Consider the following 26,272-nt stretch of genomic DNA (forward strand, 5'->3'; position numbering starts at 1 on the left):
GCATCTTCGCTTGCGATCGCATCTTCGCTTGCGATCGCATCTTCGCTTGCGATCGCATCTTCGCTTGCGATCGCATCTTCGCTTGCGATCGCATCCTCGCTGCTGGTCGATTCTGTCGAAGGCAGATCACTCATGTAGGGATGACGGCCGATCTCTGCTATTTTATAGGCTATTTTTTGCGGTGGCAAGATAAAGTCTACCTGACCCGTAGCCACCGCAGTATTCGGCATACTGCTAACTTGTGCCGTATCTTCACATTGGGCAAAAGTAATACCGCCCGCGGCCTTAATCGCTTTTAACCCTTGGGCACCATCGCTATCGCCCCCGGACAAAATGACGCCGATGGCTTTGTTCCCCCGTTCTTCGGCGAGGGAAAACATAAAAATATCGACGGACATAAATACCCCCTTTCGTGTGCCGCGAGGCCTTAGCTTCAGCACTGATCGCTCGATGGTCATGCTAAAATTCGCGGGGATAACGTATACCTGATTCGGTACTATGAGCATCCCATCTGTCACCTCATGCACGGGCATCAGGGTCGATCGAGCCAGAATCAAACTCAACCCACTTCCCTGATTCGGCAACATATGCTGAATTATTATAAACGCCATGCCGGTATCGATCGGCAAATGGCTCAGTAATTGCATAAAGGCTTCCAATCCACCCGCAGATGCTCCTATTGCGACTACAGGAAATAAATCGTTTTGATTGTTGTGCGGCTTTCTATCAGTTTTGATACCAGCTTTAGGTCGAGATTTCTTGGGATACTTATTCTGACTCATTTTTTTGACCAGATAGCTTCCTGGCGGCGTATTATAGTTATCTTGCCTGTAAATTTGATATATATATATATATATCAAAATGAATAAATGAGCCATCTACCTGCCGATATAATCTCTACGCGAGCTCGGTCGGCGCGCTCAATCGATTTTAAAATTCTTATTTGGGATTGCGAGCTTTCCTAGTGGGGGACAAGATTGAAACGGGAAATCCCGTATAAATTATGCTAATTGTACTGTTAAAAGTGGACAATCAGTGAACTTTCCAGATTCTGCGATCGGACTATGAAGTCTGACCCAAAAACAACCATTTCATCCTATTTTAATAGGATTACTTTCAAAAGACCCCGAAGGGTAGGGTAGGAAATCAGACTTTATTTGTTTTTTTCAAAAAATGGCTGAGTTCTAAAGCCGATTCACTATTAGCATTTTTTCAAATACCGAACCCAAAGCTGCCGAATAAGCGCAACTATCGAGAAACCTCGGTTGCTGCAGCATTTTGTATTGGATTTCATCGCGCTTTTGCTTTCGCAATTGGGCATTAATTCCGAGTGCGACACTCAAGTTAATATAAGACTCTTCGCTGTCAGTAATTAAATCAAACAACTGGATGTCTCGCAGGAGTGCTGCCCCTTGTCTGGAACGCAAATTATTCCCGTCTCTCACTACAGTAGGCAATCCAACTTCTAACGGATCAACCGTCGAATTTGCACCCGCGTAGGGATAGGAGTCGAGATAGACATCAGCCAGTTGTAACACTGCTTTCACATCTTCGCGATTCGCCAGGGTATTTAATAAAATTAAACGAGTGTGATCGATACTGTATTTATCAAATATAGCAGACATTTTATTGATAAACGGCTGTTTGACGTAATCACCAGACCAGGTATTGCCGAAGGGATATAAAACTAGGACAGAATTGGGCACGGCTGCGATAATCTTTGCCCAAGTTTCTCTGAGTTCGGGAATAATCTTGAATGTATTAGCGCCGGAAATAAATACAACTGCTGTCTCGGAAATTCTCAAGCTTTTTCTCTCAAATTTAATACTTGCTTCTGCTTTTTGGATGCTATAATTGAAGCAAAATCCTGTCCCATCTAACATTACTAACCGTTCACGATATTGTGATTGCGCTTCTTGCAAAGGTTCCGTTAAAGTGCCGGAAATGTAGTAATCGATGTTGCGGATGCCTGTAGTGACGGGAGAGGCAAAATAGGTGGTCTGTAACCGTGCTAGGCGGTGCAAAGCTAGTAAAATGATGTTTTGAGCGGCATTGGTGACGATCGACCCTACAAACAAAATATCCAGGTCATCGGCGCGAATCATCTCGACTTGACTGTGCAATTCCTGGGGCAACTTCACCAGTTTGTCGGCCCGACTTTGACAGTATATATCCAAAGGGCGATCGCTCGCGTTGAGGACATATAAAATAATCTCAAATTTCTCTCTGTCTAAATGATCAAAAGCCGGGATAGTGGTAAAAGTTTCTGAAATGGGCGCGAAACTTGCTTTGAGAATGCCGAGGCGAATTTTGCCTCTATTAGCGGGGCGTTTGTCAAAGCTGAAGTCAATCTGATGTCCCCTAGCTTTTAGGATAAATTCTAGAATATCCGATCGCTTAGTATAAACATCTTTTAAGTTTTTTGTGCTAAAATACAGGGGGACAAAATTAACGGTATCTGCAAATATTAAAGCAACATTTTGCCAAATATCGGAGTCAGGATTGCTGAAAACGCGACTGTGAACTAAATCTACTAATTGCTGCATATAGCTACAATATTTCTCGACTTCTCCCACTTCTTGAAAATAACTGGGGAAGTAAAGCATAAACTCCAGTAAATCGTTAAAAAACCACTGGGGAACAGCAGTTCTACCATACTGCAACGGCAACTGATCGGCCCGCTGATACAGCATTGCCGCTAGCAAATATTGAATAGCTTCAGCAGCTTCAAATCCTTTAGCAACGTATAGAGATAACTCGTCTACTTCCCGCTGTTCGACATCAGTCAGAGGTTCGTCTCTCATGCCACTAGCTAATAGCATTTTCTGGGCTTTTCCCGCACGGCCAGAATAGCTGCTTTGCAGTTTATCTGGTGGTGCAGATAGCCAAAATTCGGCTAATTTATGGCGGGCTTGACGCAAATCTGTTAAGGCAGATTCATGGGATGTGCTATGATAGCGATCGATACAACTGGACAGCCAACTGAGAAATTGAGGCGACTCTGGGTTGAGCTGAACTTTGATAGTTTCCTGATGCAGTCGGAGGGATAAACGCTCTAGGGTTCCGCCATTTCGCGGCAAGGATAAGCTGGAAAATGGACTCGGCAAGTCGGCTACTAAATCTAGCTGATTGAGGAGTTCAAAACATCCGCCCGATGTCAGATTGAGAACTTGAATTAGGGGATGGTTGAGCGGCAAGCTGCTCAGCATTTGAGGGTTGTAAACTGACATCAAAGTATTTTTGATATCTAGTTCTTGGCTATCCGGGGATTTCAAAGGTAGATTTAGCTTGGATTTTAATAATTCTAACACTTTGCCGGGAGATGTTAGCAAGGTATTCAAATTTACAAGTAGGCATTGATTGTCATGGCGTTTATAGAATTCTAAGATGTGGCGATTATAAAATTTCCATATCCTTAAGCAAGATTCTGGGTTTTGTGAGAAAAATGGGATGTTCAACCGCAATATTGAATCCGCTACATCCCAAGGATAGCGGTAGACAAATAAATAGCGAGCATTCGGGATGATTTGATTCCAGAAATCTAACATTAAACTGGTGCGCGGATCTTTCCAACCCCAAAGTTCTGAGTGGTTGGATCGAGATTTGACTAATTGTTTTGCAGGCTCTATATTGGTGTTAAGTTTTTGCAGGTCTAGCTGTTCGCTTTCTGTCCAACCCCAATCGGGAAAACCTGTTTCGTCAGACTGAGAGCAAGCTTGCAGAATTGTTCGCTGAAATTCGACAAAATCTATATCTTCAAAGTAGCCTTGGGGATTCCAATAGTTGCCTTTCAGGAGATTGTCTCCCAAGTCAATGCCGATTTTCTGTAGGAAGGCAGCAGTCAGAGAAGTTCCAGATCGGTGCATTCCAGTAATAATGAGAACAGGAGAATTGGTTCCGCTATTTAATAACATTTATTACCTTCTTTAGGATTAAAAAAACTTACTTGTGGTTAATTAGTCTATTCAAGTGATATATGCTTACGTATATACGCTTACAAAAATATTGTGATTTTTGTAACAATATGCTTATATAAATAGCATCTTTTGTCCCAAATAAAACAAATTTTGCCTAAAAAACTTTTTGGGAAAATTCGCATAATTTTTGGGAAAAAGCACTGATAGATAATTAGGGCGTAGTAGCTAAGTAAAATTAGCGATCGCCTGTTTACCGTAAGCAGGAAAAAACATGGCAGTATTTCTGGGTACATCCTTAGATGACACTCTCAAGGGCGGGTTAGGCAACGACAGCCTTTTTGGGGCAGACGGCAATGACTCTCTGAGTGGTTCTGGCTCCAATAACACCTTAGATGGCGGTGCTGGCGATGATACTCTCGCACCAGGTGTTAGCGGCAACGATAGCCTGTTTGGTGGTGATGGCAATGACTTGCTTTATGGCGGTTTTTATAGCTCCCCAAATAGCACCTTAGATGGCGGTGCTGGCGATGATACGATCAATGCCCAGTATGCGAATGCCGGCAATGTGCTGCGAGGGGGAATCGGCAACGATCGCTATTCTGCCCCTGCGGGGAAACCCAGTCAGATTCAGGATACCGGTGGCACAGATCAGCTCTTTGTTGCGAATTTCCAGCTCCCGGGCACAGACGTTTCTCTATCTTTGTCGCCTGGAAAGGTGGGATTTGCCCGACAAGGTACGAGCCTGCTGATTGACATTAACGCAGACGGGGTAGCAAAGCCTGCCGATGACGTTGTAGTTTTAGACTTTTTCGGTGCATCGCCGACTGTTGAAGGTGCTGGCTTCATCGAAACCATCAACAACCTCTCCGGTACAGCAATCCTAGCTGCTAATCTCACTGAGGCTACGGCGGCACCCGGACTCAATGTAACCACAGGTACTCCCGGCGATGATAACCTCATAGGCACTGCCGGTGATGACAACCTCTCAGGCTTAGAAGGCAATGACACCCTCGCTGGCTTAGATGGTGGCGACACTTTGCTTGGCGGTGCAGGAAACAACAGTGTCAGTGGGGGTTTAGGAAATGATTCCCTCCTGGGCGGCGACGGCAATGACACGCTGGATGGCGGTGCAGGCAATGACGTTTTGGGGGATAACCTTTTCGGTGTCAGTGGCAGCGATAGTCTGGCTGGTGGCGATGGAGATGACACGCTGCGAGGCGGCGGCGATTCTACAACTTTGGATGGCGGTGCGGGAAATGACAGGCTCTCCCTTAGCACCCTCAACGGTCTTCTCATCGGGGGAGACGGCAATGACTACATCAGGGGAGACGGCAACAATCAAACCTTAGAAGGCGGTACGGGTGACGATACTCTTACTACCCAGTATGGGAATTCCGGCAACGTGCTGCGAGGCGGTGCAGGTAAAGATATCTACGGAATATTCTCACCATCAAAAGCTATTCAGATTCAGGATAGCGAGGGTATAGATGACCTGAGCATAAATTTCGGCATTACCAGCACAAACCTTTCTCTGTCGCTGTCGGCGGGAACTCTGGGTTTAGGGCGGCAAGGTACCAGTCTGGTAGTTGATCTCAACAAAGACGGAATCGCCAACCCTGCGGATGACTTGGTGATTTTAGACTTCTTTGGTGCATCCCCAACCCTCGCGGGTGCTGGCTTAATCGAAACCATCAACAACCTTTCTGGTAGCGACATTCTGACTGCTAATTTACCAGAGTCACCCACAGCGCCAACACCCACAGCGCCGACACCCACAGCGCCAACACCCACAGCGCCAACACCCACGGCGCCGACACCCACAGCGCCAACACCCACAGCGCCAACACCCACCGCGCCAACACCGGTTGCGCCCACCCCGCCGCCACCCACACCGATACCCACATCGGCTACGACGCCCACACCTGCAACCACACCCACACCCGTTTTCACTCCCGCGCAAGCTCAGACGATCGCACTTCCGATCGCACTCACAGTCACAAGCGCGCCCGCACCGACAGGCTCAGCGTCAGGGAACATCGGCAGCAACAGCAATGACGTGATTATTGCGATCGACGCTAACAGTCCCGTCTACGGCAACAAAGGCAACGACACCTTAATCGGCAATAGCGAAAACAACACATTCTTCGGAGGCAAAGGAGACGATGCCTTATTTGGCGACGACGGCAACGATCTCCTATTTGGCAACGACGGCAATGACACCGTGATTGGAGGCGACGGTAACGATATCGAGTTAGGAGGAAAAGGTGACGACTTCTTGTATGGCGGCGACGGTAACGATGCGATGAGTGGCGATCTAGGCAACAATACTTTAGCCGGCGACGCTGGAGACGACAACCTTTACGGCGGTAAAGATAATGATGCTTTGCTGGGCGGTACTGGCAACGATTTCCTCTACGGCAAAGAAGGCAACGACATTCTAAGTGGGGTTGACGGCACTGCTGCTAACCCAGGGCTAAGCGAAATCGATACCCTGATTGGCGCTGAAGGCAATGATACTTTCTTGCTGGGAGATGCCACCAAGTTCTATTACAACGATGGCAACGATACCGGCACTGGCGCAGGCGACTACGCTTTGATTGTCGGTTTTAACCCGACTGAAGATATCCTCCAACTTCAAGGCGCTTCTAGCACTTACGTGTTAGGTGATTCTCCCGAAGGATTGCCTGCTGGAACCGCTATTTTCAAGAAGACTTCGGGCTCGGATGAATTGATTGCGATCGTCCAATCAGTTTCTTTCCTGGCTATTGACAGCAACTCTTTACGCTTCGTCTAATGGCAAAGTTCGATCCCCCTCGATTGATCGGCGGTTGAAACCGCTTCTTGTCAAACGAAGTCCCTCTCGCTTGACACTAAGAAATTTAAGTTAGATTAAGTCCTGCCTTTGGTGCAGGACTTTTTTTGTGCGGTGGAGGGGCGATCGGCGATCGCCCAAAATTGATTGTCAAAATGCTATACTCAAAATCAGAAAATAGTTGTACAATGTCTTTCTAGTCGTTTTTTACCGCTGCGCCTCCCAGGTGAAAGCAGGTGAAAACAGGTAAAAAACACTAAGCGCGGGCGTAATTCAGTGGTAGAATGTCAGCTTCCCATGCTGAACGTCGTGGGTTCGAGTCCCACCGTCCGCTTTGACTGAATTTTCATAGAATTATGAAAATTAATTAGTGCTATCAATTCAATCTATGGCTTATTTCTTAACCGCTGCTTTATATAAGTTCGTTGAACTACCGGATTTTGCTGAGCTGAAAGCACCGTTACTCGATTGTTGCAACAACAACAACGTCAAAGGCACTATCTTGCTGGCCCAAGAAGGCATTAATGGCACGATTGCTGGCTCGTCCGAGGGCGTACACGCAGTGCTGGCATTCTTGCGTAGTGACGTGCGTTTTGCCGATCTCGTGCACAAGGAATCTTTCTCGGAAAAAGCACCTTTTTATCGGTTGAAAATACGCTTGAAGCGCGAAATCGTCACGATGGGAGTACCGGACATTAATCCCCGCCTCATGGCTGGCAAATATGTTAAGCCGGAGGAGTGGAATAAGCTGCTTGACGATCCCGATGTTGTCGTGGTTGATGTGCGTAACGACTTCGAGGTATCTATGGGTACTTTTGAAGGTGCTATTAATCCCAAAACAAAAAGCTTTTCTGAGTTACCTGAATGGGTGCTGCGGGAAACTGCTTTACGCAATAAACCCAAGGTGGCAATGTTTTGCACCGGTGGTATTCGCTGCGAGAAATCTACTGCTTTTTTGCGTACTCAAGGTTTTGAGGAAGTCTATCATCTCGAAGGCGGAATTTTAAAATATTTGGAAACGGTGCCGGAAGCAGAAAGTCGTTGGGAAGGTGAATGTTTTGTCTTTGATGAACGAGTTTCGGTTGGTCAGGACTTAAAGCCGGGTAACTATGAACTTTGTCGCGGTTGTCGTCACCCGATTAGTCAGGAAGATAAGGCTTCGGAATTATTTGTACTTGGTGTGAGTTGTCCTCATTGTCATGACTCAAAAACTGAAACTAAAAAACAAGCCTTATCTGAACGTCAACGTCAGATTGAGCTTGCTAAGCGTCGCAACCAAGTACATATAGGCGCGCGCTACGATGCGAAGCAAAAAGTAGATGAAGCCTGCGACTAATATTATTATTCACTAAGCCCAAAGAAACCCCGTTTCTACGAAAAATCTTGTTTAGCGACGAGAAATCTACGAAGAAACGGGGTTTCTGACCCGAAAAACCCGATCGTGCGATCGACTAATTATATCGTTTCCAGTGGCATCGGAATAATAAAATCGAGTCAACAGTTAACAGTCAACAGTCAACAGTCAACAGTCAACAGTCAACAATAATTCCGGTGCAACCGGAATTGATATAATATGTCAGCAACATACCCGATTTTGTATTCCTTCCGCCGCTGTCCCTATGCTATGCGGGCGCGCTTGGCCTTAATGGTTAGCAATCGGGTGTGTGAGTTGCGGGAAGTTGTTTTGCGAGACAAACCACCAGAGATGTTGGAGGTATCTCCCAAAGGTACAGTACCAATATTAATGGATGTTGACGGGCGGGTTCTAGATCAAAGTATCGATATCATGTTGTGGGCATTGAGACAACACGATCCTGAAAAATGGTTGATGCCACAGCAAGGTTCTGTTACAGAAATGCTGGAACTAATCGCTCTATTTGATGATAGGTTTAAATATCATCTTGACCGTTATAAGTACCCCGATCGCTATCCCGGTGTTGATGCCCAAGTACATCGTTATGAAGGTTCTTTATTTCTGGAACAACTTAACTCACGGTTAAGTGCCACTAAATATTTATTTGGTAACAATGTAGCATTGGCTGATATGGCGATCGCACCTTTTGTTCGTCAATTCGCTCATACAGATCCAGCTTGGTTCAACGAACAGCCTTGGCCACCGCTACAAGCTTGGTTAGCAGAGTTTACAGACTCTCAAATTTATAGCAGTGTGATGCAGAAATACCCGAAATGGGAATCCGGTAATGCAGGCGTTGTTTTTCCTTGATGGTAAGTAGGTATTCTTATTCGCTGCCCGGATATTTATTGAATACCAAAATGTTAGTTACCATGCTAAACTTATTGTTTTCCGAATAGCAGATTGACTGTCATTTGACTAAAAAAGCGACGCCGGCGAAACTCGCATCTTGCTAATTTTTTTAATGTGAAAGGATGTACTGTATTCTAGTAAGTATTGTCAGGCTAAAACTATGATTGATGTTGGTTCATTAGTTCGATCGCCCAGAAACGATTTGGGAGTCGGAAAAGTTGTCGAGGTATCGCGTACCGAGGCGGTAGTTGAATATTTTTGCTCAGTTAAAAACCGCATCCGCAAAACTGTACCCTTGGGTTTGCTGCAAGAAGCCAGACTTCAGCGCCAAACCCGCTGCTACCTCTGGAGTACCACTCAGGAAAGATGGATTATCGGTCGAGTTTATGACTGGGATGAAGATAAATTAGAGTACGAAATTGACCTGCCCGACAGCCAAAGTTTGCAAGCTGTCGAAAGCGAACTTTACGTTCGCTGCAATATCCCGATCGCCGATCCGATCGACATTTTAGCAGTCAAAGGCCAAGAAACGCCGTATTTTCACGATCGCCGATTGGCATTCGTTCAATCTGCGATCGAACAGCGGGCCGTCAGCCGCGGCATGACCGGTTTAATTTCTGCTAACATAGACCTCTATCCGCACCAAGTTGAAGTCGTCCGGCGCGTCCTAGAAGACCCAATCGTGCGCTATTTATTAGCCGACGAACCAGGACTGGGAAAAACAGTAGAAGCCGGCACAATTCTCCGCCAATTTCTGCTAGATGAACCCAACGGACGCGCTGTGGTTCTGGTTCCGAAATACCTGCTCGAACAGTGGCGGCAGGAGTTAGAAAATAAATTCTATTTGTCTCATTTTGCTGACCGAGTGCAGCTTGTTGCTATTAGCGAAATCAATCAAGTTAGCCGCAATGCTAACCTAGATTTTCTGATTGTGGATGAAGCGCATGATGTGGCAGCAATGGCAAATTCGAGCGATCGCGCTCAGCAGCAGTCCTTTGAACTCTGTCAGAAACTAGCTCAAAAAAGCAAAAATGTATTGTTATTATCTGCAACGCCAGTTATCGGCCATGAGCAAGATTTTCTAACGATGCTGCACTTGCTAGATCCGACAAGTTACCGTCTTAATGACCTGGAAAGCTTCAAAGAACAGGTGCAAAACCGTCAAGAAATCGGCCGCGCTTTGCTGGATTTCAGAGAAAAGGCCAAGCCTGCTGTTTTGCAAACAAAACTCGCTCAACTTCGCACTATTTTTGCCAAAGATGATTATTTAATCGGATTAGCAACAGAGTTAGAAAGTTGTTTGAAAACTAAAGAAACCGCAGAACAGGCTCGGCTTGTCCGAACTATTCGCACTCACGTTAGCGATACCTACCGCCTGCATCGTCGCATCCTTCGCAACCGCCGGGATGCGGTTGAGGATGTGATTTTCGAGCGAGAGGCTGTCCCTAAAACTGAGTACGATCTGAATGATGAACAGTGGTCGGAAATTCAAACCGTACTCGATAAATGGCGCACAGTCGCTCCCAAGTCTAGCGAATATCAGAGAATATTTCTGCTATTTTTCCGCGCTTCTGGTACTTGGCTGAATGTTTTAGAACGGGTTGTCAAAGCTCGCTTGCAGAAAAAATCGACTCCTGAACTCGATCGCGAATTTGGACAAAATGACACAGCAATTTTGACCAAAACGGAGCTGTTTCCAGAAGAAAGGGAAATGCTGGAAACCTTGCTCAATACCCTGGAAAAGCCCCAGGAAGGACTCGATCGACTGAGTTTGTTACGAATCGCCATTCTCCGATTTTTGGCAGTTGCTTTGAAGGTTCCGCGCGAGTATCACAGCAAACCTCGCGATTTGCTGTCGAGAATTCAACAGCAAATTAAACGGCCGATTCCAGGCGAGCGTTTCCCGAAAATTGTGATTTTTACCAGTTTTACTGCAACTTGTAAAGAGATTGCGGAAAATTTAGCGAAAATCTTTGGTAAAAATGCGATCGCCAGCCATGACACGAGCAAATCGGCTGATGATGTTGAGGCTAGTCTCAAGCGGTTTAAGACTGAACCGCATTGTTTTATCTTAGTGTGCGATCGATCGGCGGAAGCAGGGGTAAATCTGCAATTGACAGATTGGCTAGTTCACTTCGATTTGCCGTGGTTTCCCAACCAGTTAGAACAAAGACTCGGCAGAGTCGATCGCATTGGTAGCAAAATGGGAGTGCAATTTTGTTTGTTTGCAGGCCCGGATATGCCAGAGAGTCCCCACGAAGCTTGGTTTCAAGTTTTAAAAGATGGGTTTGATATCTTCAACAAATCTCTTGCCAGCCTTCAGTTTTATGCTGAGGAAAAACTTCTCAAACTTGAAGAAAAGTTGTTTGCTGAGGGAGGCAAGGGCTTATCGAGCGAAATTGAAGCGATTAAAACTGAAATCGAACAAGAGAAAATCAAAATTGATGAACAGTACGTTCTCGATGAAATTGATACTCTTGATGACAGCGCATCTCAGTATTTTGAGTCTCTCGATAACTGCGATGCTAAGCATAAAGAAATGCAGCGGTCTACAGAAGGTTGGTTGTGTCAAGCTCTTCACTTCAAACAAATCGAACATCCGAGTATATCGGGGCTGATGCGCTATAAACCTACTCAAAAAACTTTAATTCCCTCGAACGATTTGATGACCAGATTGGTTCCTTATTGCCAGCAATATGGTAGTTACAATCGCCGCATTGCTCATCAGAATGCGGATGTGGCTCTTTACCGCATTGGTGAGGGATTGATCGATGCAATTAGCTCTTATATTCGCTGGGACGATCGGGGCCAAGCTTTTGCCATGTGGCGGCATGATGAAAGTTGGGATGCGGAACCCGGGAAGGAGTGGTTTGGCTTTCAGTTTAATTATTCCATCCAGACTGATGTGCAACCGGCAGAGCAAGTTTTGCAAGCACAAAACATCGAAAATTACAACTTGAAAGCTTTGCAGCGCCGCGCTGATGCTCTGTTTCTGCCCATTTTTGAAACTGTGTTTGTAGATGCTCGCAGCGAAGAAATGTCACTGGTGGAAGATGCGGAAATTCTAGCGATTTTGCAGCGGGCTTATAAGGGGAAAGGCGGGCAGAATCGGGATTACAATTTGTCGAAAAATCGCACATCGCTGATTGACAGTTTTGTCGATCCGCTAGAATGGGATGATTTTTGTCAAAAGGGACGGGTGGTATCGGAGAAATTGTTGCGCGGGCGATCGGCTTTTGTGGAAATGTGCGATCGATCTGCTGTCACGGCTGCAATCCAACTCGAAAACCGGGTGAATCAATTGCAGTTGCGCTTGCATCGACTTTCTAAATCCGAACAACTTTTAGAATCGGTTTTGGCTGATGAAATCAATACCGAAAGTTTGTTGAATCAAGCGGTTTTAGCTGGTATTCGCCGCCCGCACATGACTCTTGAGTCTGTGGGATTTATTGTGATTTCTGGGCGTCCTCCTGTAAAGTCGGAGGATGAAGGATAATTTGTTTGGTAGGGCGATCGCTCTTTTTGGGGGCGATTCCCTACCCTTCGGGATAGCTTCGCTTCACGCTTTTTTTGAACCGCAGATGTAGGCAGATAAACGGGGATGGACGCAGATGAAGGAAAGGGCGATCGGTTTTATCTAAACTGCGGAAATGACAGCAATTTTTAGGTGATGGGACTGCAAAAATGGTAAGATAAAAGGAGTAGTAATGAGTAGCAGTGATTTAGTTAAAAGCCACGCTTCGGCCTGACATCAAAGCGCGTCGATCGCATGGGAATTGAACCGCACAGCTAAAATGAAGAAGTCTCCGATCAAAATTTTGCTCGTAGATAATGATGGAGGGCTGAGTGCAACACTGGCAAAGGTGTTGGAGGCAAATCATTACGGGTTTGATCGTGCAAATGATGGACAAGTGGGCCTAGACTTGGCAGCCACAATTGAGTATGACCTGATATTGTTAGATGTGCAAGTTCCCAAACTAGATGGAATTAGTCTATGTCGGCAATTGCGATCGCAAGGCTACTGCAAACCGATCCTGTTAATGACGGCAAAGGATTCAGATGCGGAGGTGGTGGCTCTTTTCGATGCGGGAGCAGATGATTACATCAGCAAGCCTTTTGCTACGAAAGTATTACTGGCAAGAATCCGAACTTTATTGCGACGCAGTAAAGCACTTTATCCAGGAGGTTATACTCAGAATTCAGCGGCTAATACATTGACTTGGGGATATCTTTGTTTAGATTTAGAGTCTGGTAGAGTGACTTTTTGCGAACAAATAATTTCACTGACAGCAACAGAATATAATCTGCTGGAATTATTACTGCGAAATCCCGATCGCATCTTTAGCCGCAGTGCTATTTTGGATCGGCTGTGGGGATTTGATGACGCACCAACCGATCGCGCCATTATCACTCATATTAAGGATGTCAGAAAGAAACTGAAGGCCGGCGGCTTAACTGAAGAAATCATTGAAACAGTTTATGGCATGGGCTATCGACTGAAACCGTACACCCCATCTGCGTCGTCTCATTCAAATAATTCTGGGATTGAGCGCCCCCAAAAACATCAATCTCGCGGGGTAGATAAGTCCGATATCGACAAAGTTTTAGAGCGGTTTCGGGGAGGCTTCGACCAACAAATTGCTGTATTGGATCAGGCAAAAACTGCTATATTAGCAGGAAAATTAGAAACTGAATTACAGCAATCGGCAAAACGTGAAGCTCATAAATTGGCCGGCTCTCTGGGATCTTTTGGTTATCCCGAAGGCTCGAAATTGGCACGCTCTGCAGAGCATTTGCTAATAAACGATCGCTCTTTGACTGCTGAGGAAATTACCCGCTTCTCGGAATTGGTGACAGGATTACAGCAGGAATTAGCCACAACACTTATTAAATCAACCGCAGCACCAGTTTCTACTATTTCAATTTTCAACTATCGGGTTTTGGTAGTTGATGATGATACTGCATTAACGGAGCGATTGAAAGTAGAATCCGCAGCTTGGGGATTGCGGATGAAAATTGCGCCGAATATTACTGCTGCCCGATCGCGTCTTGCCCTGTCCATGCCCGATGTGATGTTACTAGATTTAAGTTTTGCAGAGACAGAGGAAGATGGATTGACGCTACTGCGAGAACTGACCGAGCGATCGCCTAACCTGCCTATAATTGTTTTTACCGGACGAGATAGCCTTGCCGATCGCTTGGCTGTATCGCGCTTAGGTGCTAAGCAATTTCTCCACAAACCTGCAACCACCGAGCAAATTTTTCGAGCGATTTCCCGTGTTCTACCCAGTCCCAAAACTTCAGAAGCCAAAGTCTTAATCGTAGATGATGACCCTGTGATGCTGGTTAAATTATCAGCGTTACTGACTCCCTGGGGAATTGAGGTGACAAATCTCAAAGAACCACAGCAATTTTGGGAGATGTTAATTAGCACTGAACCCGATTTAGTAGTGCTGGATCTAGAAATGCCGATCGTCAGTGGCTTAGAATTGTGTCAGGTCGTCCGACAAGATATCCAATGGGAAAATTTACCGATTTTGGTGGTGACAGCCCATACCGATCCAGAATCTCTGCAACAAGCCTTTGCAGCGGGAGCCGATGATTTTATTACCAAGCCGGTACTAGGGCCTGAATTAGTCACGCGGGTACTCAGCCGAATCAAGCGCACTCGTCCTTTACTTCAGGGTGGGAATACTTAAATAAAACTTATACCAATTTTTTATGAGGCTGCATAGAATCCGATCACCCTGGCGCCCCCCTTAATAAGGGGGGGACAAGATTCCGATCAAAGTCCCCCAACAACCAGGAGGATTTAGGGGGATCGAGATATGTGCAACTTCACATTAAATTGGTATTACGCACAAGGGCTAAAAACCCGGTTTCGGCTTCAATCTAAAAAATGTAATTAATTAAGTAGATTAATGATAGATCATACTGATGAGAATTATGGGGAATTGCAACAACAGCAACAACAAATCCTTGCTAAAACCGCACTTTCTCTCTCCGAATCCATCCAACTAGAAGATATTCTCAACACTACGGTAACGGAACTCAGAAACATTCTGCAATGCGATCGCGTAATTATCTTCCAATTTGCTCCAGACTGGAGCGGCAAGGTGGTGGTAGAGTCAGTTGGTTCAGAATGGAGATCAATCTTATCCACTCAGATACAGGAGCCTTGCTTTGCTGAAAGCTATATCGAACCCTTCAAACAAGGCTTATTCACATCTAAATCAGATATTTATACTGCCGAAATTGATACTTCTCACCGGGAATTCCTGCCAAATTTTCACGTTACAGCTAGCCTGGTTATTCCTATCCTTAAGGGAGAAGAACTTTGGGGATTATTGATTGCCCATCAGTGTACAGAACCTCGCGAATGGCAACCATCAGAAATTGAACTCATGCGACAGCTAGCAACTCAAGCTGGAATTGCCATTCAGAAAGCTGATTTATTTGAGCAAGTACAAACGGAACTGAGGGAGAAAAAACAAGCAGAAATTGCCCTACAACAACTCAATACTGAACTCGAACAACGAGTCATAGAACGGACAGCAGAACTCACTGAAGTCAACCATAGCTTGCAACAATATATCCATCAAGTTGAAGACCTATATAATAATGCTCCCTGTGGCTATCATTCCCTAGATGCAGCAGGAACAATAATTATGATTAATGATACGGAACTGAAGTGGTTAGGCTATACCCGCGATGAAATTGTGCATAAAAAGAAATTTGTTGATTTAATGACAGTTGAAAGCAAAAATATTTTTTATCACAACTTTTCTTTGTTTAAGAAACAAGGACACATCAATAATTTAGAGTTTCAGATGTTGAATAAAAACGGAAAACTCATTTGGGTAAACTTAAATGCTACAGCAAGTTATGATGAAGCAGGTAACTTCATGATGAGTCGTTCTAGCGTATTTGATATCACCGATCGCAAACTGACTGAAGAAGCATTCCGCCAATATGAACGCATCGTCTTCAATACAACAGATGGGATTGTGTTGATGGATCGCAACTATACTTATCAAATAGTCAATCAAGCTTATTTGACTTGGTGCAACAAATCTGAAAGCGAAGTGATCGGAAATTATGTTAGGAATATCCTGGATGCAGACGTGTTTGATAATATGATAAAACCTCGGTTAGACAGATGTTTGGATGGCGAGAAAATTCAGTATGAAAACTGGTTTACTTCTCCCAATTTAGTCAGGCAATTTTTGAGCGTTACTTATACACCTTTACGTGATGCAGGCGAAAATATTGTAGGGATAATCGTTATTCTGCGCGATCTGACTAAACTTAAACAAGCCGAACAAATGCTGGAGCTTCAGGCTGTCATTACCCGCAACATGGCGGAAGGCATTTGTTTAGTAAGAGCAGAGAATGCAGTTATTGTCTATGCCAATCCTAAATTTGAGCAGATGTTTGGCTATGACTGTGGCGAACTCAACGGTCAGCACGTTTCGATTCTCAACTATGCCACCGAATCGGTCAGCCCTGAAGAGGTAAATCAAGCCATTCGGTCTGCCGTTTTACAAAGGGGTGAATTTAGTTATGAAGTTCAGAATGTCAAGAAAGATGGGACTCCATTTTGGTGTAGTGCCACTTGCTCTGCATTCAATCATTCCGACTATGGCGATGTTCTGGTGGCCGTTCATCAAGATATTACCGTAGCGAAGCACCTCGAAGAAGTTCGACAAGAGGCGGAAGCAGCCTTACTACAAAAATCCCGAAAGGAAAATTTGCTCTGGAGGATTACTCAAGGGATTCGCAAATCTTTGGATCTGAATGCGGTTCTAAATACTGCTGTTACTGAAATCAGGCAGACATTACAAACTGATCGCACTGCCATTTACCGCTTTAATCCTGATTGGAGTGGTGATTTTGTCGTGGAGTCAGTTGGTGAGGGTTGGGTAAAACTGATAGGGAGCGACCTTCAAAAAAATTGTGCAGATACCTATCTGCAAGAAACTCACGGCGGTCGCTTCCGCAATCATGAAAACTTGGTGATTAATAATATTTACAGCGCTGAAATTCAACAGTGTCATATCGAGCTAGTGGAACAATTTCAAGCAAAAAGTTATGCAGTTTTCCCGATATTTTTGAGAGAAAAGCTCTGGGGTTTGTTAGCTATCTACCAAAATACGGCACCTCGTCAATGGCAATCGTGGGAAATAGAATTAGTTGAACAGATTGCCAGCCAATTGTCGATCGCCATTCAGCAATCCAAACTCTACCGACAACTTAAGCTAGAACTGCAAGAACGTAAGCAAGCCGAAGCCACGATCCGAGAAGCCGAACGACGCTGGCGATCGCTTTTGGATAACGTGCAGTTGATTGTTGTCGGACTTGATATAAGGGGAAATGTCAATTATGTTAATCCTTTCTTCTTACAAATCACAGGATATACTCACCCCGAAGTTATGGGAAAGAATTGGTTTAAAGAATTATTACCCCGTTCTATTCAACAATCGATTAAAGTTGTTTTCTCGGAAGTTTTAGCCCAAAAATATCATGTCTATTATCAAAATCCTATCTTGAAAAAATCGGGTGAAGAACGGTTCATTGCTTGGAACAATACCGTTCTGCGAGATTTAGAGGGAAACATCATTGGAACTATCAGCATTGGGGAAGATATTACCGAACGACAAAGGCTCGAACACATTAAAGATGAGTTCATTGGCATTGTCAGCCATGAACTTCGCACTCCTTTGACAGGAATCCAAATGTCATTGGGACTAATAAAAAGTGGGGTTTATGATAAAAAACCAGAAAAATCTAGACGCATGATTGAAATTGCCCTCCTTGATACCAATCGTTTAGTGAACCTGGTTAATGATATTTTAGATCTGGAACGCCTAGACTCCGGGCGGGCAATTGTGGAGAAAACTGTTTGCAAAGCTGCAGATTTGATGCAGCAAGCAGTAGATTGCATTCAGGCGATCGCTACTCAACAACGGATCTCATTAATCGTTACCCCCACGGATGCCGAAGTCTGGGCAACAGGAGATGCGATCGTCCAAACTTTAACAAATTTGCTCAGTAATGCAATTAAATTCTCACCTGCCGATTCCACAATTCATCTGAGTGCCGAAAACCAGACAGACTTTGTGCTGTTCCAAGTTAGCGATCGCGGACGAGGCATTCCTGCCGATAAACTAGAACTGATTTTTGGGCGATTTCAGCAAGTCGATGCCTCCGACTCCCGTGAAAAAGGAGGCACCGGTTTAGGTTTAGCAATCTGTCGCAGTATTGTTGACCGGCATGGCGGCAAAATCTGGGCGGAAAGTATCTTAGGTGAAGGCAGCACATTTTGCTTTACCCTACCCTTACCCACCACTGAATAACGCTTAGATTAATCTGTACCATCAATCCAAAATCCAAAATCTCCAATCCAAAATCCCATGACAGACAGACAAATTCTAGTTGTTGACGATGAAGAACACCTTCGGGAACTTGTGCAAGCCTGCTTAGAAGATTTAGGCGGATGGGAAACAGTGGGGGCAGGATCGGGAGAGGAATGTTTACAAATACTGCAAATAGAACAACCCAACGCTATTTTGCTGGATGTATCTATGCCGGGAATGGATGGGTTTGCCGTGTACGAGATCCTCCAGTCCGATCCGATTACCCGATCGATTCCAGTGATTCTGCTGACAGCGAAAGTTTTGCCCAGCGATCGGGCTAAATTTGCCCAAATGGCGGTAGCTGGGGTAATTGCCAAACCGATCCAACCAATCACCCTGACGGAAGAAGTAGCAGAGATTTTGGGATGGGATGAATAACTTTCACCATTTTTGTGAATTATTGTAACAATAACCCAATCTTTACCAAATCCTTACCGTTGCTATTTAGTCTCCTGTTATGCAGCTAACAGTTCTTTGCATTAGGAGGAGACTCAATGAATGCTTTTCAGGCTTTGAATGATATAAATCAGGAGCTCGCAGGTTCATTTTCCGGTTTGCCCACTGGTTGTCAGCAATCCACACTTTGGATTGCTCATACAGAGGAAACACCGATCACAGGCATTAAAATTCAAGAAAAGGATTTAACACTTATCCTTAAAGTTCACATTTCTGACATTGATCTTGTCAAATTGAATCTCCAAATCACTCCAGAAACTGTTTTAATCCAAGGTCAACCTACCGAAGTGGCTGTAGTAGAAGGTTATTTCCTTCCTAGTGGATTTCAAAGTCTCATTCCGTTGCCCCACCGCGTACATCCTGAAATCTATGCGGCTGAAATAGACCAGGATGGTTTAATACTTCAGATTGCTAAAGAGTTGAGAGTTGAGCAATCCGAAGTTCGGATTCAATTCTCAAATATACATCTTTAAGCGATTGCTTAAAGATTTGTATTTGAGACCCAATTGGCAACCGAAAAATTGATTTCTAATCAACCAAAATAAAATGAACACTTTACAAGTAGCTAATTATGATGGCAGTCTCCTGCCCGAAAACAAGATGAAAGGGAAACAAATTCTCATCGTTGATGACCAAGAACACCTCCGCGAACTGATACAGATGTGCCTGGAAGACCTCGCGGGATGGGACACCCTGGTGGCCGAATCAGGAGAAGAATGTTTACAAATCCTACAAACAGAACGACCTAATGCTATTTTGCTGGATTTATCAATGCCGGGAATGGATGGGTTTGCTGTGTACGATCGTCTCCAATCCAATCCCATAACTCGATCGATTCCAGTGATTCTGCTGACAGCAAGAGTTCTGTCAACCGATATGGCTCAATTTGCCCAAATGGGTGTTGCTGGGGTAATTCCCAAACCATTTGAAGCCACCACCCTGCCGGGAAAAGTGACAGAGATTTTGGGATGGGATGATTGACACTCCCTGGTATGGCAGATGCAGGATTCTTAAGACTTTACCTCTACATTGATAGAGTTGCTGCTTCTACGCAGCTTACAGCACTTGGCAACAAGAGACAAATACACTTTCATCTATAAAAAAGAGGTTTTTATGACAAGCTGTCCTTGCTGCACGAATCAAATGCTGCGTCACGTTCGCCAAAGTCAAGTATACTGGTTGTGCCGTCAGTGTTGGCAAGAAATGCCTGTTTACCCTCTTAACAGCTACGGTTCATCGCTCTCTATAAATTTAGTTAGAGAGTTAAGGATTAAGAAGCAACTTTCTTCAGAGGCGATAGTTTAAAGGTTAAATTCCCTCGCACAGGCGGGACGCCCGTGCCACGATGGAGGCGGATGGATAAAAGGGATCTCGCACTTACCCACTAAACCTCTTCAAAAATTGCGCCTCGCTGCTGTAGATTCACCTGCATCTCCTCATCGATTCCTGAATTATTCCCGAATCTGGCTGACTCGACATTTGCACCACTGAAATTAGTATTTGTTAAGTTCACTTCCAGCAGATTTGCGCCGCTCAAATTGGCACCGCTGAGGTTAGCTAAAGCTAGACTTGCTTTGTGCAAATCTGCGCCGCTTAAATCAGCATTTCCTAAGAAAGCGCCACTCAAATCTGCACCGCCGAATTTGGCATTTTGTAGGTTGGCGTCGCTGAAATCGGCATCGTTTAAGGTTGCGCCCCGGAAATTTGCCCGATCGAGATTGGCGCTGCTAAAATCCACTGCACTTAAAGTTGTTCCGCGCAAGCTGCTACCCGCGAAATCCAGTGCTGGATTGAGATTAGCGATTTTTGCCAACTCTACAAAGTTGTCCGTTTCAGCGGAAATAATGCGATCGACCATTTCCTGCAATTCCGATTCAGCTTCCGGGACACTTTCCTCTTCAGGCTGTTCAATCGGAGGCAAATTGTAGGATAATAGCGCCCAACTGAGAGCAGGTTTGAGTTTATTGGCTTGCAGGTATGCAGTCAGAATTCTTTCTAAAACAGAATGTTGATTGGGCGTGATTTCGTGCGGCCACAAACCCTCAGCATCTGTGAGATAAATATCTTCTTTAGTCACTTCAAAAGCCGCCGCCATCCGAAATTCTTTGGCAGTAATTTCTCCCAGCTTAGCACTTTTTAGCAAACCTTTTAATACTGATTTGCCTTGTTCTACTGCAAAAATCCAAGCTGGCTTTGTATCATCGCTGATTGTGGAAACGTGACAAAATATGCTCTCTGTCTCCTTAATTTTTTCCAAATTCTCGCCACCCTGAACTCCCCGCTGACTTTCGCTTACTAAAATTTCTGCACTGCTTTGAATGGGCAGGGTTTCTCCTATTGGCAAAAGCTTGAAAGCACCGACTAACTGACGTGATGCTACGGGTATTTCGCAGTTTTCTAGATAGAGTTTGAGCGTCCCGCCTTGCAGACCAAATTTGACGCGACCACCTAGCAGGGGTTCCCAATGCTCGTTAAAATTCAGGCTCAAGTGAATGTCGAGCTGCTGGGTTTGGGGTGCAACCGATGGAACGGGAATTGCTTCTAATTGCATCCACAAGCAATCTGGGTATTTGTTGTGAGACTCTAGCGATCGCATATCGGGTAGAATTGCTGGCACTACCAGCCTGTAATTGATATTTAAATTAGTTTATCATCTCTATTTGATCACAACACAACTTTTTTTTGTGGTTAAAATTGTAAATTTTGTTTAATTTTCTCCGCCCTTCATTGGTTTTGCTGAATGTGGCTTTTTACCCAATTCCGAAATGCTTTCACTAATTCCAAATAGTCCATTGTTTCTGCTTGTTCCAAAAATCTGACAATCTCTAATATCGGTAAGCTAGGAAATGCTAAACTGATCTCGCACTCAACGTATTCTCCATTTTCCAATCTGTTGATTCTGAATCGCACTCCATTATAAATCCAAACTTCCGGCACTCCCAGATCCGCATAAATCTGCAAACTATTTTCGGAACGACTGGTAATATCAATTTCTACCACTAAATCCGGTGGCGGATCTTGATTCATGTCGATTCTTTTTTTACCTTTAACTGCACTAACATTTTGGATGTAAAAACATTCATCAGGTTCTACACCGCTAAGTTCAGGACGCTTGAAAGTTGTGGAACCCCGGGGGGCAATGTTGAGTTCCAATTCTTCTGCTAGGGTTTCAACAAATCGACCCATTACTTTTTTGTAAAGTTCGTGTTCTGGAGAAGGTACCATAATTTCCAGATTGCCGCGATTATATGTCAGTCGAATTTGCCGATCGCCGATTTCGGCAAGCAAATTTTCGTAGGTTTGCCAACTGATACCCGATAGCTGGACAATTTGTTCGGGTGGGGCGAGAGTTTTAGCAGTCATCTGATTTTAGATTTTAGATTTTAGATTTCTCCCGCGAATAAATCGGGGGTCAGAAACCAAATTGTTTTGGATGATAGTGCTAGTTTTATGCTTCATTCCTTTGCACTTTTACATTATATCATCGAAAAAAGCTCGATCGCTCTTTAAATTACTGAGTTAAAATATCTGCTATCGAGCCAGATTTTTTACTCACCACTCTGCGCGGGAAATACCGAAGACAAATCTAGAGACAACTCGGTCAAACCCGGAATTACCACCGTCTGATTTGGCAGAACAACTCGTTGCAATTGATAACTATAACTCCCGTTTTGTTTCTGATAAGGTTCGCTGTGCATTTCCAGTTGAGTATCTACCAAATTAAATATCCAATAATCAGAAATTCCCGATTCAGCATAGAGAGATAACTTGGTTATCCTGTCGTATTTCAAAGTAGAATCGGAAACCTCAATTACCAGCAAAATATCAGGAGGCTCCGGGTGAGAAGATAAATAATTATCAGAACGATTGCGAGCAATAACAACATCAGGCTCTGGTTCGCTATCAGCCGACAAAATAATCGGCTCTTGACCGCGCACGATCGCTCGTTCTTCCAGCAGTGGGTACAATTTTTTAAGCAATAGCGAATTACAAACAGAGTGAAACGTACCTTTAGCAGCCATGATAATAATTTCTCCGCGAATCAATTCAACTCGGTCATCGGGGGCGAAAAATCCGAGTTCTCCCAAACGGTGATATTCGGCGATCGAGAATCGTTTTACAGTTACGGCAGTCATAGCTTTTCTTACCCTCTACAATTACCAACATTTCCCATTCTACTCAAAAATCCCGCCCCGTGCCCTTAATTCAACCTTCAGGGCTTCCGAAATTCCCACACAACCAAAAAACTTCGCATTTTCCACCACCGTATTTTTCAAATCAGCGCGGCTCAAATCAGTACCTTTTAAATTCGCACCACTCAAATTAACACCGCTTAAATCAGCATTTTTGAAATCAGTATTTGTCAAATTTGCATTTACTAAAATCGCATTCGGTAAATAAGCACTGCTCAAATTTGCGCCGGTTAAATTTGCACCGCTCAAATTCGCACGGGGCAGCTTTGTCCGCATATCAGCACCGCTCAAATTGGCGCTGCTGAGTTCAGCATCCCGCAAATTAGCATTGCACAAATTAGCATCAATTAAAATAGCAGCGCTCAGCAAAGCACCGCTGAGATCGGCCAAAGTCAAATCGGCTCCCCGGAGGTTGGTTTCGCGCAAATCCGCACCGTTAAAATCAGCGTAGTGCAAGTCAAAACCGCTTAAATTAGCTCCAGCAAAATCCTCAATCGGATTTAAACCCACTGTTTCTGCAAGTTGTACAAAACTCTTATTTTTATCAATTAAAAACAGTTCGCGGACGATCGCCAATTGCTGCTGTCGGTACTCGTCGGCCTTGTCGTAATCTGCTAAATACTTGTAACCGAGCTTCAAATACTTGAGAGCATTACGCTCAATGCGATCGTCCTTGCTGGTGCGCGCGAGCGACAACTGCTCGTGATAACATTCGATCGCACCAGGCAAATCTCCATTAGCATCGTAAGCTAGCGCCAAATTGCCCAAAGTTTCCAACTCAGAGCGCCCGTCGCCAGTGTCCCGCGCGATCGCCAAACGCTGCTGCTGGTAATCAATAGCACCAGAAAAATCCTCAAGAGCACAGCAAGCATTGCCCAAATTTCCCAAAGCATTCGCCTCGCCCCGGCGATCCCCAATTTCCCGCGCTAACAGCAAATGCTGCTGGTAGCAGTCGATCGCCTGAGCATAATTTCCCAGCGCTTCGTAAGCTACGCCCATATTACCCAGCGCGGCACCCGATCGCCGCTTATCGTCCATTGAGCGATACAGCGCCAGCGCTTCCTGCCAAGAACCCAGCGCCGCCTCAAATTGGCGTGCCTGATATTGCGAAATCCCCTGCTTGATTAGCTCGCTAGCTTGTTCGCTCATAATGTCAAAATTAGTTAATAACTAAAGTTGATATTAATCGACTCAAAGCGGTAATTGCTAATCGGTAATCAGTAATCGGGAATCGGTATGGCCAACCCCCCTCTCCCCGATCCGTATTTTCACGTCCGTGCAAAAAAAAAGACCAAAAAAAGAGAGAGCTACCTAAGTAACTCTCTCTGCCATCAGGGTGCATCTACATAACACAATATAACATGATAGGGATGAGGGGTGTCACCCCCAAACGTGAAGATGTTGTAAAGAAATGTAGATTAATTATAAAGTTACGATCCCCCCAGAAGGGCGAGATCGGGAAAAACCGATCGCCCGCTGCTGTATCCGCTACACGACCCCCTTAACGACTGCTTAGCCTGGGGCGTTAAGCTTGGCCGTCAGCAGCTCATTCGTCAGTTTGGGATCGGCGCGGCCGCCCGTTTCCTTCATCACCTTGCCGACAAAAAAGCCCAGCAGCTTAGTTTTACCGGCTCGGTACTGTTCCAGCTCCTTGGGATTGGCTGCCAACACGGCATCGATCGCTTGCTCGATCGCCCCCGTATCCGAAATTTGAATCAAACCCTTGCTTTCAACAAACTTCTGAGGCGAACCACCGTTTGCCAGCAATTCCGGCAAAATATCCTTAGCGATTTTGCCACTGATCGTACCGGCATCAATTAACCCCAGCAGTTCGGCTAAATCCTGCGGTTGGAAAGGAATTTCTCCGATCGCCAGCTTTTCATTTTTGAGATAAGCAGTAATATCGCCCATCACCCAATTGGCAGCTTGTTTAGCCACAGCGCCGGCGGCGATCGATTTTTCAAAATACTCCGCCACCGCTTTGTCGTCAGTCAGCACCCGCGCGTCGTAGGGAGAAAGACCGAGCTCAGTTTCGTAGCGATTGCGCTTTTGGGCCGGCAATTCTGGCAGTTGAGCTTGCCAATCCTGCAATTGCTCGGCCGAAACTTTGATCGGAGGCAAATCCGGTTCCGGGAAATACCGATAATCGCTCGCACCTTCCTTAACCCGCATACTGAAAGTACACTGCTTGTTTTCATCCCAAAGCCGGGTCTCTTGAATGATGGTTTCGCCATTTTCCACAGCTTGAATTTGCCGCTCGATCTCATAATCGATCGCCCGTTCGATCGCATTAAAAGAGTTCATATTTTTAATTTCCACCTTCGTGCCGAACTCTTTTCTGCCCACGGGGCGCACCGAAATATTCACGTCGCACCGGAGCGAACCTTCCTGCATATTCCCGTCGCCAACACCGATGTAGCGCACGATCCGGCGCAATTCTTGACCGTATTCGGCAGCTTCCGCGCCCGATCGCAAATCCGGTTCCGAAACAATTTCGATTAGAGGCACACCGGCGCGGTTGTAATCCACCATTGAATAAGTAGAACCGCTGAGCCGATCGCTGCCGCCGTGAACCAATTTTCCGGCATCTTCCTCCATGTGCAAGCGAGTGATCCCGATTTTTTTTCTAGTAGAATTTCCCGTTTCATCCACGAGTTCAATTTCTAGCCAGCCGTTAGTAGCGATCGGCAAATCGAACTGAGAAATTTGATAATTTTTCGGCAAATCGGGATAGAAATATTGCTTGCGGTCAAACTTACTGTAAGGTGCGATTTCGCAGTTGAGAGCCAGCCCTGCTTTCACCGCATACTCCAGCACTTTTTGATTTAATACGGGCAAAACTCCCGGCATTCCCATACAAATTGGGTCAATGTTAGTATTTGGGGCATTGCCAAATTCTGTAGAAGAACTGGAGAAAATTTTAGTATTGGTACTTAATTGACAATGAGTTTCGAGGCCGATAATGGCTTCGTACTGAGTTCGGTTTTTTATCGAAGAGGGTGCAGAAGCAGTCATAAGCAATTTAAAAGACTGAATAACTTTAGATTTTATTTTAGCTTTTTATTGACCAAAGTGATTGGAGAGTATTTGGAGGTAGGCGCGGTTTCATTGGTGTCAACAAGCGCGTCAAACCCTGAGTTCGGCAGGTTTAAACCCCTGACGTACTTGGGGAAAGCGTGTTTAGTTGAGACAAATGGATATCTGCATAGGCA

General features: G+C 45.0%; 17 protein-coding genes and 1 tRNA gene. 11 read left to right on the plus strand and 7 right to left on the minus strand.

The genetic code is table 11. The annotated features are described in order from the left end of the window. Window positions 1-782: chemotaxis protein CheB (locus tag QUA03_RS11715; protein WP_333212224.1), on the minus strand; the 782-nt coding region annotated here is incomplete at its 3' end. Between the two features lie 402 nt (window positions 783-1,184). Next, entirely contained in the window at window positions 1,185-3,914 is a 2,730-nt protein-coding gene (locus QUA03_RS11720) for an O-linked N-acetylglucosamine transferase family protein (protein WP_333212225.1), read from the minus strand. A gap of 274 nt (window positions 3,915-4,188) precedes the next feature. Between QUA03_RS11720 and QUA03_RS11725 the strand changes: the two genes are divergently transcribed. From QUA03_RS11725 to QUA03_RS11775, 11 genes are all read left to right on the plus strand, one after another. After that, window positions 4,189-6,711: a calcium-binding protein gene (locus QUA03_RS11725; RefSeq protein WP_333212227.1), complete on the plus strand. Its 2,523-nt coding sequence runs from the start codon at window positions 4,189-4,191 to the stop codon at window positions 6,709-6,711. A gap of 280 nt (window positions 6,712-6,991) precedes the next feature. Continuing rightward, window positions 6,992-7,063: transfer RNA gene (locus QUA03_RS11730), tRNA-Gly, on the plus strand. Between the two features lie 54 nt (window positions 7,064-7,117). Continuing rightward, window positions 7,118-8,065, plus strand: coding sequence for an oxygen-dependent tRNA uridine(34) hydroxylase TrhO (gene trhO, locus QUA03_RS11735; RefSeq protein WP_333212229.1), 948 nt, complete (start codon window positions 7,118-7,120; stop codon window positions 8,063-8,065). A 237-nt stretch (window positions 8,066-8,302) separates the two neighbouring features. Continuing rightward, entirely contained in the window at window positions 8,303-8,953 is a 651-nt protein-coding gene (locus tag QUA03_RS11740) for a glutathione S-transferase (protein WP_333212230.1), read from the plus strand. Between the two features lie 202 nt (window positions 8,954-9,155). Then, a complete protein-coding gene (gene dpdE, locus QUA03_RS11745) occupies window positions 9,156-12,491 on the plus strand; it encodes a protein DpdE (protein WP_333212232.1) in 3,336 nt (1,111 codons plus the stop codon). Window positions 12,492-12,789: 298 nt separating this feature from the next. Then, window positions 12,790-14,694, plus strand: a complete 1,905-nt coding sequence (locus QUA03_RS11750) for a response regulator (protein ID WP_333212234.1) — start codon at window positions 12,790-12,792, stop codon at window positions 14,692-14,694. A 222-nt stretch (window positions 14,695-14,916) separates the two neighbouring features. Continuing rightward, window positions 14,917-18,351, plus strand: a complete 3,435-nt coding sequence (locus QUA03_RS11755; protein WP_333212236.1) for a PAS domain S-box protein — start codon at window positions 14,917-14,919, stop codon at window positions 18,349-18,351. 57 nt (window positions 18,352-18,408) lie between these two features. Further along, window positions 18,409-18,789 (plus strand): response regulator, encoded by a 381-nt coding sequence (locus QUA03_RS11760; RefSeq protein ID WP_333212238.1) that lies wholly within the window; start codon window positions 18,409-18,411, stop codon window positions 18,787-18,789. Window positions 18,790-18,905: 116 nt separating this feature from the next. Further along, window positions 18,906-19,340 carry a hypothetical protein gene (locus tag QUA03_RS11765; RefSeq protein ID WP_333212240.1) on the plus strand — a complete coding sequence of 145 codons (435 nt, stop codon included), beginning with the start codon at window positions 18,906-18,908 and terminating at the stop codon, window positions 19,338-19,340. A 127-nt stretch (window positions 19,341-19,467) separates the two neighbouring features. Next, window positions 19,468-19,848 (plus strand): response regulator, encoded by a 381-nt coding sequence (locus QUA03_RS11770; RefSeq protein ID WP_333212290.1) that lies wholly within the window; start codon window positions 19,468-19,470, stop codon window positions 19,846-19,848. A 132-nt stretch (window positions 19,849-19,980) separates the two neighbouring features. After that, window positions 19,981-20,172, plus strand: a complete 192-nt coding sequence (locus QUA03_RS11775; RefSeq protein ID WP_333212242.1) for a hypothetical protein — start codon at window positions 19,981-19,983, stop codon at window positions 20,170-20,172. Window positions 20,173-20,251: 79 nt separating this feature from the next. Here QUA03_RS11775 and QUA03_RS11780 read toward each other — a convergent pair whose 3' ends face one another. The 5 genes from QUA03_RS11780 to gatB form a co-directional block, all read right to left on the minus strand. After that, complete coding sequence (locus QUA03_RS11780) at window positions 20,252-21,484, minus strand: pentapeptide repeat-containing protein (protein WP_333212243.1); 1,233 nt, start codon at window positions 21,482-21,484, stop codon at window positions 20,252-20,254. A gap of 107 nt (window positions 21,485-21,591) precedes the next feature. Continuing rightward, a complete protein-coding gene (locus tag QUA03_RS11785; protein WP_333212245.1) occupies window positions 21,592-22,230 on the minus strand; it encodes a Uma2 family endonuclease in 639 nt (212 codons plus the stop codon). Window positions 22,231-22,415: 185 nt separating this feature from the next. After that, window positions 22,416-23,003, minus strand: coding sequence for a Uma2 family endonuclease (locus QUA03_RS11790; protein ID WP_333212247.1), 588 nt, complete (start codon window positions 23,001-23,003; stop codon window positions 22,416-22,418). Window positions 23,004-23,042: 39 nt separating this feature from the next. Continuing rightward, a complete protein-coding gene (locus QUA03_RS11795; protein ID WP_333212249.1) occupies window positions 23,043-24,209 on the minus strand; it encodes a pentapeptide repeat-containing protein in 1,167 nt (388 codons plus the stop codon). A gap of 363 nt (window positions 24,210-24,572) precedes the next feature. Next, window positions 24,573-26,075 carry an Asp-tRNA(Asn)/Glu-tRNA(Gln) amidotransferase subunit GatB gene (gatB, locus tag QUA03_RS11800; RefSeq protein ID WP_333212251.1) on the minus strand — a complete coding sequence of 501 codons (1,503 nt, stop codon included), beginning with the start codon at window positions 26,073-26,075 and terminating at the stop codon, window positions 24,573-24,575. Window positions 26,076-26,272 lie beyond the last annotated feature (197 nt).

Source organism: Microcoleus sp. S36b_A4, from assembly GCF_036700645.1.
Classification (GTDB): domain Bacteria; phylum Cyanobacteriota; class Cyanobacteriia; order Cyanobacteriales; family Microcoleaceae; genus Microcoleus.

Bases quoted from the DNA above. Each gene is read 5' to 3' on its own strand.
- QUA03_RS11720 (WP_333212225.1), bottom strand. From the start codon at position 3,914: ATGTTATTAAATAGCGGAACCAATTCTCCTGTTCTCATTATTACTGGA.
- QUA03_RS11725 (WP_333212227.1), top strand. From the start codon at position 4,189: ATGGCAGTATTTCTGGGTACATCCTTAGATGACACTCTCAAGGGCGGG.
- trhO (WP_333212229.1), top strand. From the start codon at position 7,118: ATGGCTTATTTCTTAACCGCTGCTTTATATAAGTTCGTTGAACTACCG.
- QUA03_RS11740 (WP_333212230.1), top strand. From the start codon at position 8,303: ATGTCAGCAACATACCCGATTTTGTATTCCTTCCGCCGCTGTCCCTAT.
- dpdE (WP_333212232.1), top strand. From the start codon at position 9,156: ATGATTGATGTTGGTTCATTAGTTCGATCGCCCAGAAACGATTTGGGA.
- QUA03_RS11750 (WP_333212234.1), top strand. From the start codon at position 12,790: ATGAAGAAGTCTCCGATCAAAATTTTGCTCGTAGATAATGATGGAGGG.
- QUA03_RS11755 (WP_333212236.1), top strand. From the start codon at position 14,917: ATGATAGATCATACTGATGAGAATTATGGGGAATTGCAACAACAGCAA.
- QUA03_RS11760 (WP_333212238.1), top strand. From the start codon at position 18,409: ATGACAGACAGACAAATTCTAGTTGTTGACGATGAAGAACACCTTCGG.
- QUA03_RS11765 (WP_333212240.1), top strand. From the start codon at position 18,906: ATGAATGCTTTTCAGGCTTTGAATGATATAAATCAGGAGCTCGCAGGT.
- QUA03_RS11770 (WP_333212290.1), top strand. From the start codon at position 19,468: ATGAAAGGGAAACAAATTCTCATCGTTGATGACCAAGAACACCTCCGC.
- QUA03_RS11775 (WP_333212242.1), top strand. From the start codon at position 19,981: ATGACAAGCTGTCCTTGCTGCACGAATCAAATGCTGCGTCACGTTCGC.
- QUA03_RS11785 (WP_333212245.1), bottom strand. From the start codon at position 22,230: ATGACTGCTAAAACTCTCGCCCCACCCGAACAAATTGTCCAGCTATCG.
- QUA03_RS11790 (WP_333212247.1), bottom strand. From the start codon at position 23,003: ATGACTGCCGTAACTGTAAAACGATTCTCGATCGCCGAATATCACCGT.
- QUA03_RS11795 (WP_333212249.1), bottom strand. From the start codon at position 24,209: ATGAGCGAACAAGCTAGCGAGCTAATCAAGCAGGGGATTTCGCAATAT.
- gatB (WP_333212251.1), bottom strand. From the start codon at position 26,075: ATGACTGCTTCTGCACCCTCTTCGATAAAAAACCGAACTCAGTACGAA.